General features: G+C 37.6%; 10 protein-coding genes and 2 tRNA genes. 3 read left to right on the plus strand and 9 right to left on the minus strand.

The window, feature by feature from the left end:
• Positions 1 to 7 precede the first annotated feature (7 nt).
• The 6 genes from Q0983_RS09175 to pgsB form a co-directional block, all read right to left on the minus strand.
• On the minus strand, positions 8 to 2,929 hold the full coding sequence (locus Q0983_RS09175) for a G8 domain-containing protein (RefSeq protein WP_299551739.1): 2,922 nt from the start codon (positions 2,927 to 2,929) through the stop codon (positions 8 to 10).
• Positions 2,930 to 3,115: 186 nt separating this feature from the next.
• On the minus strand, positions 3,116 to 4,252 hold the full coding sequence (locus Q0983_RS09180) for a hypothetical protein (protein WP_299551742.1): 1,137 nt from the start codon (positions 4,250 to 4,252) through the stop codon (positions 3,116 to 3,118).
• Positions 4,253 to 4,291: 39 nt separating this feature from the next.
• Positions 4,292 to 5,221, minus strand: a complete 930-nt coding sequence (locus Q0983_RS09185) for a hypothetical protein (protein ID WP_299551744.1) — start codon at positions 5,219 to 5,221, stop codon at positions 4,292 to 4,294.
• The gene (gene pgsW, locus Q0983_RS09190; protein WP_299551746.1) at positions 5,214 to 6,326 is read right to left on the minus strand and encodes a poly-gamma-glutamate system protein; all 1,113 of its coding nucleotides are present in this window, start codon (positions 6,324 to 6,326) and stop codon (positions 5,214 to 5,216) included. Before pgsW ends, Q0983_RS09185 begins: the two co-directional genes overlap by 8 nt.
• A 13-nt stretch (positions 6,327 to 6,339) precedes the next feature.
• On the minus strand, positions 6,340 to 6,798 hold the full coding sequence (pgsC, locus tag Q0983_RS09195; protein ID WP_299551749.1) for a poly-gamma-glutamate biosynthesis protein PgsC: 459 nt from the start codon (positions 6,796 to 6,798) through the stop codon (positions 6,340 to 6,342).
• A gap of 9 nt (positions 6,799 to 6,807) precedes the next feature.
• Positions 6,808 to 7,983 carry a poly-gamma-glutamate synthase PgsB gene (gene pgsB / locus Q0983_RS09200; protein ID WP_299551752.1) on the minus strand — a complete coding sequence of 392 codons (1,176 nt, stop codon included), beginning with the start codon at positions 7,981 to 7,983 and terminating at the stop codon, positions 6,808 to 6,810.
• Positions 7,984 to 8,080: 97 nt separating this feature from the next.
• On the opposite strand from pgsB, the gene Q0983_RS09205 reads away from it, so the two are divergent.
• Genes Q0983_RS09205 through Q0983_RS09215 form a run of 3 tightly spaced genes read left to right on the plus strand, consistent with a single transcriptional unit; the run spans position 8,081 to position 11,926 of the window.
• Positions 8,081 to 8,599 carry an RNA polymerase sigma-70 factor gene (locus tag Q0983_RS09205; protein ID WP_299551755.1) on the plus strand — a complete coding sequence of 173 codons (519 nt, stop codon included), beginning with the start codon at positions 8,081 to 8,083 and terminating at the stop codon, positions 8,597 to 8,599.
• 55 nt (positions 8,600 to 8,654) lie between these two features.
• On the plus strand, positions 8,655 to 9,569 hold the full coding sequence (locus Q0983_RS09210) for a FecR family protein (RefSeq protein WP_299551758.1): 915 nt from the start codon (positions 8,655 to 8,657) through the stop codon (positions 9,567 to 9,569).
• A complete protein-coding gene (locus tag Q0983_RS09215) occupies positions 9,569 to 11,926 on the plus strand; it encodes a TonB-dependent receptor plug domain-containing protein (protein ID WP_299551761.1) in 2,358 nt (785 codons plus the stop codon). Before Q0983_RS09210 ends, Q0983_RS09215 begins: the two co-directional genes overlap by 1 nt.
• Positions 11,927 to 12,436: 510 nt before the next feature.
• Here the strand turns inward: Q0983_RS09215 and Q0983_RS09220 are convergent.
• From Q0983_RS09220 to mutS, 3 genes are all read right to left on the minus strand, one after another.
• Positions 12,437 to 12,521, minus strand: a tRNA-Leu gene (locus tag Q0983_RS09220).
• 34 nt (positions 12,522 to 12,555) lie between these two features.
• Positions 12,556 to 12,627 (minus strand) — tRNA-Gly (locus tag Q0983_RS09225).
• A 118-nt stretch (positions 12,628 to 12,745) separates the two neighbouring features.
• Entirely contained in the window at positions 12,746 to 15,358 is a 2,613-nt protein-coding gene (gene mutS, locus Q0983_RS09230; RefSeq protein WP_299551763.1) for a DNA mismatch repair protein MutS, read from the minus strand.
• Between the last annotated feature and the right edge of the window lie 283 nt (positions 15,359 to 15,641).

Here is a 15,641-nt window from a genome sequence, read left to right on the forward strand (position 1 = left end):
CATAATTTTAATCTTTAACTATTTTAAATATTTTACTGGCGCGATCCATATGCAGTTTTACCAGGTAGATACCATTAGATAAACCTGAAACCGGAACCGTTAATTCCGTATTCCCGGCATCTATTGAAGTACGCTTCAACAACTTTCCGGTTAGGGAAAAAATCTCTAGTTTTACACGACTATGGTTCAGGCTGGGTAAATTGATAACAAATTCATCCTTAACCGGATTTGGATATAGTCTTATTTTTTGTAGTGCATTCTCTGAAACAGATAAGCCATTTCCGTCTACTTTTCCTCCTGTAATCATGGCATGAGTTACAGTGCCAGCCGGCATAATTACACCACCAAATGACGAACCATACTGGGTTTGCAATTGTTGGTTTGTCTTTCCTATGTATTTTGGATTCACAAAATTTTCGGGGAACAGGTCGCCAACAGGGATTCCAATTGGCCTGCCTAAAGTACTGTTGGGTACTGGAATAAAGTCTGCCCGTTGATCATCAAAATAGACTCTGGCATTACTGAATGGGCCAAAATTGAGCGTAATGTTGTCTGGTATCAAGAACCAGCCAGGCATTTTAACGCCGCCGTTTAGAATGGCGAATCCATCTTGACCCGGGTTTGTCATATGGTATTGCGGCGCGAGAACAATATTTTTATTCGAATTGTTAAACTGGATATTACCCTGAATGGTAATGGTTCGCCAGGGCGTCGTTTTCCAAGCTCCAATTGGCAATCCATCCATAGAATCGTCTTCGTAGCTTACTACCCGGTCCGGCCATGTTTTAGCCCAGTTGGTTTCCCGGATCTTAAGATCAACCCCGCTATTGTCGAACACCCCACCATTAACAACAACGTTCCCATCGTTGACTGGGAGCGCCACCGCCACGGCACTGCCATCAAAACCTACGACCGTATTGTTAATTAAATTCCAGTTTCTGGTATTGTGGTCGTGATCCAGATCCATGCCCAATACGGCAGGTTCTACTTCTATATATTGGGTATACGGATCGTTTAAGGGCGGTTGCCAAGGGGCTACACCTGTATCGGTACCATAGCCGTAAACCTTATTATTGACCAAGTCTATTTGGGCACAATGGGTAAAGCCAAAACCGACCCGTTTCATACTCCAGAGGGTAGTATTTTCCATCACCATTTTATTGGCTGCGCGATAACCCGGAGGTACCAGGTTGAATTCACTTTGGGCTTCGGCATCCGAGAAATCGGTAGCTTCGTGGAACGTGGTCATCATATAATAGCCATGTACACCCCTGGCCATACTATAAGCCTGATTGTTCTTAAATGGTCTACATTTGATATACCATATATCATAGTTCCAATAAGGATGTGTGGTTTTCCAGGCTTTGAGCTCGGTGTTTAATGTTTCGAATTCTGCTGCCGGTACATGAATATCGATATCTCCTTTGGTAATACCCAATTGGTGCTCCACCAAGCCTTCTGACCAATACACATAGGCGTGCCCTGTACTACCGGATACTACATTGTTCTCAACGGTTACACCCGTACTGTGAAACCAGAAACCATCGCCTTGCCAGGCAAAATCGGACAGGTTTTCCCGAGAATCGGCAATGGCATCGGTTCTACCCTCACCCGAGGAGACCGAAGGACGCCCAGGTTCCATAGGTGTATTGGAATTATAGGTTCTAATAGCAATATTCCCAATAAAGGAACCTATTTCATTTCCAGCTTCCGTGCAATACGCTGAGCCCACGACATCATAGGATACATTGTTCTTAAATTCTACGTTCGATGAATGATTGACGTAGCCCCATCCTGGATCGTTGTTAACCACACAACCCTCCACTTTCGCTTGTGGTGGATTTATGGTATAATCGGGCTCTGTGGTCTTAAATTGGATGGACCTGTGAAAATGGATGGAGTAGCGCCCCCTAGGGTTTTTAAAACCACCGGGAACTTCCGGAAGTGGTTGTGGTGCTCTTGGCAGCCCTGTGGCATCCCAATCATCTAAGGGTATTTTCTTATCTGTTCTACCAAGGCCATCGGTTTGGACATATTTGAGAATAACATCGGCATTATGCATAAACATCATATGTCCGCGAGGTTTATGATACCCGCTTTGCCCAATGGCTATGGTTCGTTTATCCTCCGATGAAATAATGATATTCCTGGTGTTATTGGACACATGAACATCGACCAGACTTGCAATTTGGCTGGGTGCCTGATGGCTTCTGGCTAGATTTTCGGATAGGGTGACGGTATTTCCCGAAATACTGCTTATGGTCACCATCTCATCACTGGTATAGCTATTGGGGTCTGTACCAGCTACGACCAATTTATCACCTACACGCCATCCACTTGGCGCAGACTTTAAGACCAATTGATTAGCTCCAGCAGCAGGTTGTACCGATAGGGCGTCCCAACTTGTTTTGTCGGCACCATGCATTCGTACAGGCCCCATAAAGACCGCGCCGGGCACAAAATTGTTTTTGTCTTGGGCCTTTGAGGTGCCCCCTTTTTCGGCAAAGACCAAACTTGCGGTCACATTGGGATTGATTTTATTGGTTTCTGTACCAATTTCAAAAGCCCCACCCATTTCACTTACTAAGAATTCTGTCCTCAATTCGGTATTGACATTGGTGGCATACTGAAGCTTACCACCATTTGCAATTCTAACGGATTTCATCTCTTGGGATATCATACCGTCTACCGTAACCGTTATGCCATTTGGGATGAGCACCCTATCTAAATCTGAAGGAACAGAACCTCCCCAGGTAGCTGCACTGCTCCAATTACCACTTTGTACTGCGGTCTTGTTGGCAGTACCTGCTACTTGAACTGGAGTCTGAGCCAATAAGGTAATTACCTGCATTACCATGATAAGTGCTATCCATAATTTGCTTATCTTACTTTTTAATAAAAATTTCTCTCTTAAATAGTTTTTTTTCATTTTCCTTTGATTTTAATTCTTCTTGTTTAAACAAAATATTCTCAATTCACCCTATCTTCTAACATCAAAGTATAGCATTCAAAATGTATTTGCAAAAATACTTATTAATTGTTAGAAAGTAAGTTTTTTTCTGTTTTAGTTATTTTTTTAACATTTTAGTTCCAAAAAAACAATTCTAACATTTTCCTAAAACTCAAATCTTAGTCCAATGCCCGCGTAGTAATAATCATAACTTCTAAATGTAATTGTGTTTATATTGGTGCGATTAGAATTACGATTATTCACATACATATTTGCCGTTAAGTAAAGCTTCCTTCCCAGTTCGTATTCAATATCAACCTTTAGTCTGTAATATTTAAAATTTAGTTTACCTAGAATCTCCTCAGCACTATTTGTTGCGTTTAGACCATCAAAATCCCTAATTGTATAACTCCCCTCTGTTTCGATTAGCCATTTTTCATTTTTATATCGTAGTTCTAATGATGGTCTTATTTGTCTATATGTAAATGTTCCCTTGTTATTATCCTTTCGCTTTGACCACTCAACACCCCCTCTTAGTCTCCAATTCTTACTAACAGGCCAACGGTAAAAAGGTTCCAATACTATATAACTCCAATCCCGTGTTTCTTTGGGAACTTCGGGCTCAAAATACGTTCTTTCATATAATCGTTTTGACAATTGAGCTTCAATACCATAGCTGTGCCATCCTTCAGGTCTTTCAAATACGTTTCTGAACACCGTATTAATAGTATAGTAGTCATATTGCAAATCGTTTGACTCTGCATCCTGATAATTCCGATTTCCAATTTCAAGGTTAATAAACCCGCGGTGCTGGTCGTATAACCTAAAAAATAATCCAGCTGAAATATCTAGATGTCTGTACCCTAAAGGCGTTCTAAGTTCATTGTCATCCAAGTTCTCGCCCTCCCGATCCCTTAAATTCCAATGAGATGTCAACCAAAGTCTCGTTTTTCTCGAGAAGTTCTTTTCGTATCTGAATCTTGAATAAACCGTATAGAAAGTAGCTTCAGTATCAGATAAAAATAAACGTCCTTTAGGGTATAATCTCAGACTTATATTTTCATTTTTCCAAAATTTCTTAAAAATCCCTTTAAAACCCATGTCTTGATAAATACTACTTCTTATCAAATCATCTTTTCCAAAAAGTTCATCTTCATCAATAAACGAACTTGGTGACCTGAAAATATTGTGCATGTAACCCGATGCCGTCTCCATCTCAAATTCAGACTGTATTTGTGAAATACCAACCCCAGAGCTTAATAGGCCAATTATTAAAATAAATTGTCTCATTATTAATTTCATTAATGAATTGTTAATTGGGAATGAGGGGATTCCTTGCTATTAGGCTGCATTTATTTTTTTCTCCTGCTTTTTATTTCCAAGAAAAACGCGAATAATGGCAGATTTATCAGAGTTCTTTAAAACAATCTCATATTGATTTTTATCTTGAGAAGGAATGTCAATAAAGACCTTCTCTAATGCTCCGGGCATAAGCGCTTTGTCTGTAATATTCTGTACAGCCGCAGATTTTTTACAAGTAACCTTGTAAGTTTTGATGACCTCGCCATTTTTCTTCAAAGCAAAACGTATCACATTTTCATCATGCATTTTATAGTTAAAATCTGCCCGAAGAAAAATTCTTAGCTTTTGGCTACTATCGTTTCTGAATTTAAAGCCGCTTTTATTATCAATACGGTAATAGGTTTGTTGTTTTTTATTTTTTTGGTGTTCAATTTTCACCCTATTTAAATTGGAAATAGACTTCAGCTCCTTCCAAAACAACTTTTTGGTAGGCTGAAAAACAAACCTCACATGGGCTTTTTGTTTCGTTTTGTATTTATAAAAATTAAGTTGATGTTTACCAGGTGGAATATTAATGACTTCTTTGTCCACTTTACTCGGTGTTCCAGGTAAATTACTTTTATAGCTTACCTTTTTCGACATTTCCTGAGGTCCAATCTTTTGGGATATAATACGCTTTCCATCTATAATATACTTAAGATAATAAGGCCTTGAAGCTTTTTGATTATCTTCTAATCGCACCCTATTGAACACGATAAGTTTTCCAGGACCGGTAACGGTTATTGAAGTTTTTGTTTTTTCTGAAAGTGCGTAATACACAAAATCTGAATCACTGGTCATGTGAACTAAGCTCACAAACTTCTTAGGCTTTATTTCTTTTCTCTCCTGAGCAAAAACTGCGTTGCAAAATGCGAGCAGAAAAGATGCCACCAAGACAATTACTAACGAAGATTTTTTAATTTCAATCATGATTTTTAATTATTTGGGTTCCTAAAGCGTTTTGTTTTTTATCATAGTACATAACGGCAATTATCAGTGTTAGAAAAACAACTGTTGAAACTATTACAGTGGGTAGATCATACTTGTAAGCCCTGTACAAAAGACCTTCTCCTATAGCGGGCAACGGAACTGGGTCTCTTGGTAAATCATACCTAGACATTAACCTGCCAATATTTAAAAGATTAATTGTTGGAACGCCTTTTCGCGTCATTTCATAAAGCACCCCAAGCTTATCTGGAAAATCGCTGAGTTTGGCGTTTTGTTTAAAACCCGACGGAAGCGTTTTAGCATTAGCGTTACTCCCCAGACTAGCCACTCCGCCGCCAACATTTATGAATAATTTTACGTTATCACCAGACTCAGTTTCAAAAATCTCCATGCGTCTGGCAATGCTCTTTTCCAAACTCCCTTCGTTTATATAAGGAATCCCATTTCGAAAAATAGCATTCACAGCCAATTCCCGCCCTTCAATACTTAAAGTCCGTCCTAAATCTTGATTACCACCAATGGATGATGCCCTTGGTAAGAATGAAACCACATTGGCTTCATAGAGTGACTTATGCATATCAAGCCATGTCAAGTTTGGGTCATTTGCACCCCATGAAGACGATGTTACCGATGTCACCAAAATCGGTTTCAGCTTAAGAGTTTCAAGAGCTGTACAAACCGCCAAATTAAGCGCTGGAAAAGAGCCTGTAAAGCATAATGCAACGTTATCACCTTCTTTCAGACCAGCTTCTTTAATTTGCTCGATAATCATGGCCGCAAAGTTTGGGTTTGTGGTAGATAGTTTAATTGGCAATGACCCCCTACCAGAAGTAAGTTGGGAGAACTGTTGCCCAATAATCCCGGTATTATTAGGGTCATTAATATTATCTATGGCAATTTCATCAGGAAAAAATGTATTTTTTAAATGATGCATCCCTTTTGCTGCCAATCCGGCAGCTTTCATCTTTTGTTTAAAATACCTTTGCTCTTTAAAGCTCTTGGAGCTTTCAACAATAATTAAAAGTGCAATGGCTAAGGCACCAAGAATACTGAGCACTAGAGTTGATCTTATGGAAATATTATTCATAACAAATAGTAGGTTAATAAAGTTCAGGTAAGGTTTCTCCAAGAAAACAGATAATCACCAGTAGTCTTACAATCACAGAAGTCACGGTGAGCATTGCCATGGTTTTGGCAAATCCTTGTTTTGCCGCCCAATGGGCTATCAAGCCGGGAATCACCCAACCAATAGCACTAAGTTCAACCGTCGAACTAGGTGTATTGAACACTAAAAAATGATGGGAAACTATTGAAAGAATAGTTCCTATTAATAATGAAACTACCATTTGTCTCCTTCCAAACAAAAATGTGAACCTTGAAATAAACTTGATTATCAGGAATGTAATGAACGCTATTATTATCAATCCTACAAGGCGATCTATTGTGGCCAATTGCAAGGCTACATAACCCGGTACGATTATACCCCCAGCGGCCATTCCAAATTTTTCTATAAAGAATAAACTTATTATTATTCCAAGTGTAACAGATAATTCTATCATAAAGACATTTTAATTTTGTTTATGCTTTTTCTCAAAATATTGGGCTAATTCTGCGCCGCCTACTCCCATATTTCCAATTGCTAAAACCGTGGTTTTACAGTGAGAAGCATGACATATATCTATAAATTGATCATGAGTTGACTTCTCTCCAATAGCGTGTATTTTTTCTTTTGGAACACCCTTTTTAATGCACATTTGAAATACATTATCCAATGATTCACCGATCAAGCCTACACTTCCATAATCTAACAAAGCAATCATTTTCACTAATTGAACAGCCCGATCTTGACGGTCTTTTCTTGTATTTAAAACAATCATGATATGTTCATCAGGATCACATTGCTCTTTGATGGACTTCCATATCATTAATGTTGATTCCGGATCATTGGCCGCTAGGGCATTGTAGAAAAAAATACGTTTATCTTCTGCATTTATGGTGTAGCGTCTTAACACCCCTTCGTCTGGTATGCTGCGCTTCATTTCCTTTAATGCAGATGCTCTTTCTACACCTAACTCTGAACAAATATCCAGGGCAAGGGCCACATTATCTTTATGCTCTATATAGGTAAACCCTTGCATATCCGTTTTCGATATAGAAGCCGCCTCACTTTTTCTAATTGTTGTTTTTCTTCGTTTTGCCACCTTATTCATATAGCCCAAATACCTATTCTCTGAAGTGAATAATTGAGACTTCTTTGGAATAGTCCTACAAATGGCCTTGGCAACATCATCAAGGGTGGGGCCCATAACATCAAGATGATCTAGCCTAATATTAGTTATAACACCTATGTTCGCTTTTACCATTTGGTGTTCTGTGATTTTTTGATAAATAGGCTGAAGGGCCATGCACTCAATAATTAACACCTCTGCTTTTTGTTGTGAGCAATATTTTATAATATCCAGTTGTTCCAAAATATTAGCCTTTTCTTTTCTGTGAACCACAGCTTCACTACCATCTGGAAGTATTATCCTTGGAAAAGTGCCTGTTACTTTTGTTATGGTTTTGAGTCCACCTGCTCTTAGGCCAGCTCCAATTAATCGGGTAACACTAGATTTTCCTCTTGTACCGTTAATATGGATACGTATTGGAATTGCACTTAGATATTTTTGATGCAACCTATACTCTATTGCACCATAAATTGTAATTGCAACCGTAAGACCAATAATGACAATTAAGCTCAACATAATTTCCTTCAAAATTTAGTTTAAAACAACCAGCACAAAATTTACCCTACCTTTTTTTTGAAAAAAAGAATTATGTTTGCTTAATATTTTTTTCTAAATGACCCCTAAGCCAGATTCTATTTGCCAGAATTATATTTTTGAAAAAGTCTTTAAGGACTATTCTAAAATGATTCGGAATTTCATTTATTCTAAATGTGGGAATTTGGATTTGGCTGAAGATTTAACCCAAGATGCATTTGTTAAATTATGGAATAATTGCTCCAAAGTTTCTTTAGAAACTGTTAAGGGCTATCTTTTTACTTTAGCTAAAAATTCTTTTCTAAATGAGGTAAAGCATCAGAAAGTAGTTCTAAAATATCAGAACACTAAAAACAGCGCTCAAAATAATGAAGACCCAGAATTTGTTTTGCGAAAAAAAGAATTTCAAAATGAGCTAAATAGGGCTATTAATAACCTTTCGGAAAAACAACGTGAAGTCTTTTTGCTAAATAGGATAGATAAAAAAAAGTACAGCGAAATAGCAGAATTATTGGGGCTTTCGGTCAAGGCCGTTGAAAAAAGAATGCATGCAGCTTTGGTCAGTTTAAGAAAGGATGTAAAAAATTATAAAATATAAAGTAGGGTTTTTTGGAAATTAGAAGTTCTAAATAAAAAACACTTAAGTTTAAATTATGGAGGAACAGTTTGACGATACTTTTTTAGCACGCTGGCTTGCCAATGAGCTTTCAGAAAAAGAACTTGAAAGTTTCAAGGGTTCTGAGGCCTACAAGGAGTATTCCGAGATTATTGATTCCTTAGATAACGCAGAATTCCCGTCTTATGACTTAAATTATAATTTTGAGGCAACCTTAAAAAAAATCGAAAAATCAAAAAATCAAAACCATGGTACCAGGCGTTTGATTTTAAATTGGTCGTATGGAATTGCTGCAGCATTGGTTTTATGCTTTGGTTATTTTTTGTTTTTCGATTATTCTAACTTCAAGACCAATGCAACAGAGCAAATGGCATTTATTTTGCCAGATAGCTCAAAAGTAAATCTCAATGCCGGTTCTAAAATCTCGTTTAAATCATTTAATTGGGAGAAAAACAGAACGTTAAAATTACAGGGAGAAGCTTTTTTTGAGGTTAAAAAAGGGGCCTCATTCACTGTAAATACAAAAGAAGGGCAAGTTGTAGTTTTAGGAACTAAATTCACCGTGAACTCCAGAGATAGTCTTTACAGCGTATCCTGTTTTGAGGGGAAAGTAGAAGTCTTAATTGAAAATAAAACACCTATTATTTTAAACAAAGGCGATGCAGTAACCCTTCAAAAAGACACATTAGAAGCATCTAATTTTAACAAAACAAGCCCAGTTTGGTTAGAAGACAAAAGTTCATTTACCAAAATCTCAATCTTTGAGGTGGTTTCTGAATTAGAACGTCAGTTTGGGGTAAGCATTCAAGGTAAATCCAATTTAAGACCTGCCTATTTTTCTGGGCAATTTTCGCATAACAGCTTAGAAAAAGCCCTCAAGACCATCTTTACCGCCATGGATATTCCTTATGAGTTTAAAGATAAGAACAGTATTTACATTCTACCCTATTAATGAAACGCTTTGTAATTACCATCTTATGTTTTTTGAATTTTGTACTTGCATATACTCAAGAACACACATTAGACTATAAAAACTCATCTTTAATTGATATTCTTGAAGATCTGGAAAACAGATTTTCGGTGAAATTCTCATACAATAGTGATATCTTAAAAGGAGAAACCTTTTCATACTCTGGTGAAGCCACAATAAAAGGTTTTCTTGATATCTTAAAAGAGACATTGGATTTAGAAATAATATTCATAGACGATGAGAACATTGTTCTAAAAAAAAAAGGCTCCCTAGAAGAAACGGCGGTCATCCATAATTTAGATGAAGTTTTAATTGTCACAGAATACCTTACCTCGGGATTTGACCAGAACAAGAAAGATGGCTCCATCAATTTGCAGCCCGCCAGGCTAAATGTTCTACCGGGTCTCACAGAACCCGATGTATTGCAAAGTTTACAAATGCTACCGGGCATTTCAAGTCCTACGGAATCAGCCTCAAATTTACATATTAGGGGAGGCACTCCCGATCAAAACCTGATATTATGGGATGGCATAAAAACTTACCACCAAGGGCATTTATTTGGGATGATTTCTGCATTCAACCCCTATATCACTGAGCAAGTAAACGTTTACAGAAGTGGAACCAGTGCAAAATATGGTGAACGTATTTCAAGCGTTATTGATATACAAACCACTAAAGAAATTCCTGAGAAAACCACATTGGGGATTGGAGCCAATTTATTGCATTCAGATGCTTTTATAAAAACTCCAATTATTAAAAACAAACTTGGTGTCATCATATCGGCCCGAAATTCATTATCCAATTTAAATTCAATTACATTTAATAGAATTAGTAATAAGGTTTTTCAAAATACTAGAATAAATGATAAGAACGAAATTCAAGAAGAAGAGGAACTAAATATTTTGGACGATACATTTAAATTCACAGATTTTAATATTAAAGCTTTATGGCAAATTTCTAAAAACAGTAAACTTAGTATAAGCAGCCTATTTATTAATAATGAATTAGATTATGCCAATGAAGACAATAATGGCAGCATTGCAAGAGACATATTGAATCTAAAGAATAACGGTTTTAGTATGAAATGGGATAAGAAATTCAATCCCAATTGGAGTTTCCAAAGTGACATTCATTTTTCCAATTACAATTCTTTTTATGAGTTTAATGAGCAATCTCTAGAAGGCAATTCTGATGAAAATGTAATTCGAGATAACCAAATTAAAGATTCTGGAGCAAGTCTACACAACCAATTAAAAATCAACTCCAATAACATATTTATTTTTGGTTTAGACTATAACAGATATAGAGTAGATTATAATATTGGATATGGGCAAAATGCCTCAATCAGGGAATCACAGAGTCGCACAGAATCAGTTAATTCGGTTTATATAGAACATCAGTTTCAACATAAAAATTGGTACATCCGGCCCGGAATACGATCAAGTTTATTTTCAGAAAACACTAAATTTTTAGTAGAACCAAGGTTGTTTGTTAACTATAAAATAAATAAAGCCTTAATGTTCAAAGCTTCTGGAGAAATAAAAAACCAAGCTATAAGCCAGTTAATCTCCTTTGATTTTAATTACTTGGGGCTAAACAATGAGATTTGGGCTTTAGCCAACAATGACAATATCCCTATACTTAACAACAAACAAATTACTTCAGGATTATCATTTACCAAAAAAGGATGGAAAATTGATATTGAAGGATATTATAAGCATATAAAAGGCTTAACCTCGCTTACTAAGGGTTTTAATGCTTCTGTAACCGATGACGATTATGCCTCTGGAAAAAGCAACATATACGGCATTGATGTATTGTTAAAAAAGCGCATTGGAAATTTCCGAACCTGGTTAAGTTATTCTCTTAGCAAAACCGATTTTGACTTCAATAGTATTCAAAACAATAGTTTTCCTGGCAATTTTGATCAGCGCCACAGTTTATCTTTTTCTAATACCTATAAGTACAAACAATTTCAATTTTCGGTGGGCTGGCAATATGCCTCAGGAAAACCATTTTCAATGCCCTCGGGTTTTGAAACAACTATAAATGAAGAAGGTCAACCAGAAGGCTCCCTTATATTTTCAAGCCAAAACAATAGGCGTTTGCCCAGTTACCATAGACTTGACGCTAGTTTTATATACAACCTCTATCTGAATAAACAAAAGACGGTGAAAGCAAGAATGGGGATTTCTGTTCTTAATCTATACAATAGAAAGAACAATATCGACAAAATTTTTGATTTGGATGAAAATGAAAACTCTGAGTTTGAGATTATTGAAGAATCCGTTATTGGACTTAGAACCACTCCAAATTTTATCTTCAGAGTAAAATTATAGAGTGTTTTTTGTAAAGTTTACGATGCTCTTATTTAGAGTTTAGATTATGATAAAACCAACTTTAGATTATTTTTTTTATAAAATTATTATCAATAACAGACTTAACAAACAAAAAATCTATAAAGAAGGCCTTAAAAGATTGAACAAATTCGATATCCTGTTCAATACAAGTGACCTAGAAAGAAAGAGACAGTTGATCGGTTCGATGTTCCCGGAAAAGTTCCAGTTTGAGAAAAACAAAGTTCGAACCGCTGATATAAATCCGATACTTTTAAAGATTGCCAGTATTAACAAAGGTTTTAAAGGGAATAAAAAAGGAACAAATCAAATAATTCTGATTTGTCCCAGTCTATCCTGAAGGAAGGAATTGCCAACTACGAGTCCCCGTCTCAACATGTTGAAAAAAGCCGTCCCTACGGGCCAACTGTTTTATTTTCTCCGCGAACTGAAACAAGTTTCGTTCGCTCCGAAAACAAAAAAACCGGAACAACTGTTCCGGCTTTTTATCTGTACTGAAGGCGGGACTTGAACCCGCACGGCCATAATGGCCATTGGATTTTAAGTCCAACGTGTCTACCAATTCCACCACTTCAGCATCCTGGTATATTCTGAACTTAAGAAAGTATCAGAGCGAAAGACGGGATTTGAACCCGCGACCCTCACCTTGGCAAGGTGATGCTCTACCCCTGAGCTACTTTCGCAGTCTTGTTCTATGAACTTACCTGCGGCAAGCAGGCTTACAATCTCCCGATTGCGGATGCAAATTTAAACTATTTCTAGGAATTGCAAAGCCTTTTGACAAAATAAATGCAATTTATTTTAGGCCTGCTTTTTCTTCACTAACATACGCTTAATTTCATTGAGTTTCATAAGGGCTTCCACCGGTGTAAGCGTGTCAATATCCGTATGTAATATTTCGTCTTTGATATTTTCGAGCAAGGGGTCATCCAAATTAAAGAAGCTCAATTGCATGTCGTTTGGAATCGTTTTTACTTTATCAGTAAGTTCTTCACTGGAATGCGATTGCTCTAACTTCTTTAAAATCTTATTGGCACGACGCAACACCTGTTGTGGCATCCCCGCCATTTTGGCTACGTGAATACCAAAACTATGATGACTGCCGCCTGCCACAAGTTTCCTCAGGAACAGTACATTATCCTTTAATTCTTTTACCGACACATTGAAGTTCTTGATGCGTTCAAAGGTTTCGGTCATTTCATTAAGTTCATGATAGTGCGTGGCAAATAAGGTTTTAGGCTTTGAGGGGTGTTCATGCAAATATTCACTGATGGCCCAGGCAATGGAAATACCGTCGTAGGTACTGGTCCCACGGCCAATTTCATCCAGCAACACTAAACTTCGGTCTGAGATATTATTCAAAATAGAAGCCGTTTCATTCATCTCTACCATAAAAGTGGATTCGCCCATAGAGATATTATCACTGGCACCAACCCTGGTGAAGATCTTATCCACCAGACCAATTCTGGCCGATCTCGCCGGCACAAAGCTTCCAATTTGTGCCAGCAATACGATTAAAGCCGTTTGACGTAATATGGCCGATTTACCGGACATATTAGGCCCGGTGATCATAATGATCTGCTGGTCCACCCTATCTAAAAACACATCATTGGCAATATAGGATTCGCCCAATGGCAATTGCTTTTCTATAACCGGGTGGCGCCCATCTTTAATATCCAGGTCAAAGGACTCATCAATAACAGGATTCACATAGTTATTATCTTTGGCCAATTGTGCAAAACCACATAAACAATCCAGTTGCCCAATTAAATGCGCATTTTGCTGAACCGCCTTGATATACTGGTTCATCCAAACCACCAGATCAGTGAACAGTTCCTGCTCCAGGGCCTGAATTCTATCTTCAGCACCTAAGATCTTGGCTTCGTATTCTTTTAACTCTTCGGTGATATAGCGTTCGGCACTTACCAAGGTTTGCTTTCTGATCCATGCTTCCGGCACCTTGTCTTTATGGGTATTTCGGACTTCAATATAATACCCGAATACATTATTGGACGCAATTTTTAAGGAAGGGATTCCGGTGCGTTCGCTTTCACGCTCCAGCATATTATCGAGGTAATCCTTCCCGGATTTAGACAGGCCTCGTAATTCATCAAGCTCCGAAGAGAATCCGGAGGCTATGGCATTCCCTTTTAAAACGTTTACCGGAGCCTCTTCATTTAAAGTTTCCTTAATTTTTTCACGAAGCACCTCACACCCCTGAAGGTTATCACCTATGATTTTAAGGGATTCATTACTGCAATTAAAAGCCAATGCTTTTATAGGCACAATAGCCTCCAAAGAGTTTTTAAGCTGAATGACCTCACGCGGATTTACTTTAGCCGTGGCAATTTTTGAAATAAGGCGCTCCAGATCGCCAATATGCTTTATATGATGTTGAATTTTTTGATGGGTAGCATCCTGTTTGGTTAAAAAATCCACCACCTCATGCCGTTGCCTGATCTTATCCAAATGCTTTAAAGGTAAGGCCAACCAACGCTTGAGCATACGCCCGCCCATGGGCGACAAGGTTTTATCAATAACATTTAAAAGCGTCACCGCATTGTTATTGGTAGAATGGTACAGCTCTAAATTCCGGATGGTAAACTTGTCCATCCACACATAATCGTCTTCAGCAATCCTGGAAATAGAGGTGATGTGTTGCAATCTATGGTGCTGTGTCTCCCCTAAATAATGCAAAACGGATCCCGAGGCAATGATCCCTTCGTACAGATCTTCAATACCAAAGCCTTTCAGCGTTTTCGTATTGAAATGTTTGGTGAGGGTTTCATAGGCATAATCGGTCTGATATACCCAATCTTCCAAATAAAAGGTATGAAAATCGGTTCCAAAAGTGTCATTAAACTGACTGCGTTTCTGTTTAGACACCAGGACTTCACTGGGGTTAAAATTCTGAAGCAGTTTATCAATGTATTCGGCATTGCCCTGGGACGTTAAAAACTCCCCTGTGGAAATATCTAAAAATGACACCCCAATGTATTTTTTATCAAAATATACCGAACACAAAAAGTTATTGGATTTAGAGACGAGTACCTCATCATTAAGTGCTACACCGGGTGTTACCAGCTCGGTCACACCGCGCTTTACGATCTTTTTAGTAAGTTTTGGGTCCTCCAGCTGATCACAAATAGCCACACGTTCTCCGGCCTTAACCAGTTTAGGCAAATACGTATTTAAAGAATGGTGAGGAAAACCGGCTAACTCCGTTTCGCTTTCACTCCCAGCACCGCGTTTGGTTAAAATAATACCTAAAATACCGGCTGTTTTTACCGCATCCTTCCCAAAGGTTTCATAAAAATCCCCCACGCGAAACAACAATAAGGCATCCGGATACTTTGCTTTAATAGCATTGTATTGCTTCATTAACGGGGTTTCTTTTTTTGCTTTTTTCGTCATGTCTCTATTGTCATTCCCGCAACGGCGGGAATCTACCAATGGTAAAGTGGTTTTTAAATATTATTTTTGCTTCAGATGTAAGATTGCTAATGTAGTATAATTTTGATTTTTTTTGAAATAGACCTGCTGGAAGTTATCTACAATTAGTACGAGATTTTAACAAAATGTCATTCTGAACAGCGTGAAGAATCTCATTGAAGGCAAACAAAAAGATGCTTCGGTTCGCTCAGCATGACAAAGTGAGTTTTAAATATTATTTTTACCAAGTCGCAAGAGCACTAAT

Source organism: Seonamhaeicola sp. (assembly GCF_028281565.1).
Taxonomy (GTDB): domain Bacteria; phylum Bacteroidota; class Bacteroidia; order Flavobacteriales; family Flavobacteriaceae; genus Seonamhaeicola.

Bases quoted from the DNA above. Each gene is read 5' to 3' on its own strand.
- Q0983_RS09175 (WP_299551739.1), bottom strand. From the start codon at position 2,929: ATGAAAAAAAACTATTTAAGAGAGAAATTTTTATTAAAAAGTAAGATA.
- Q0983_RS09185 (WP_299551744.1), bottom strand. From the start codon at position 5,221: ATGATTGAAATTAAAAAATCTTCGTTAGTAATTGTCTTGGTGGCATCT.
- Q0983_RS09205 (WP_299551755.1), top strand. From the start codon at position 8,081: ATGACCCCTAAGCCAGATTCTATTTGCCAGAATTATATTTTTGAAAAA.
- pgsC (WP_299551749.1), bottom strand. From the start codon at position 6,798: ATGATAGAATTATCTGTTACACTTGGAATAATAATAAGTTTATTCTTT.
- Q0983_RS09180 (WP_299551742.1), bottom strand. From the start codon at position 4,252: ATGAAATTAATAATGAGACAATTTATTTTAATAATTGGCCTATTAAGC.
- mutS (WP_299551763.1), bottom strand. From the start codon at position 15,358: ATGACGAAAAAAGCAAAAAAAGAAACCCCGTTAATGAAGCAATACAAT.
- Q0983_RS09215 (WP_299551761.1), top strand. From the start codon at position 9,569: ATGAAACGCTTTGTAATTACCATCTTATGTTTTTTGAATTTTGTACTT.
- pgsW (WP_299551746.1), bottom strand. From the start codon at position 6,326: ATGAATAATATTTCCATAAGATCAACTCTAGTGCTCAGTATTCTTGGT.
- pgsB (WP_299551752.1), bottom strand. From the start codon at position 7,983: ATGTTGAGCTTAATTGTCATTATTGGTCTTACGGTTGCAATTACAATT.
- Q0983_RS09210 (WP_299551758.1), top strand. From the start codon at position 8,655: ATGGAGGAACAGTTTGACGATACTTTTTTAGCACGCTGGCTTGCCAAT.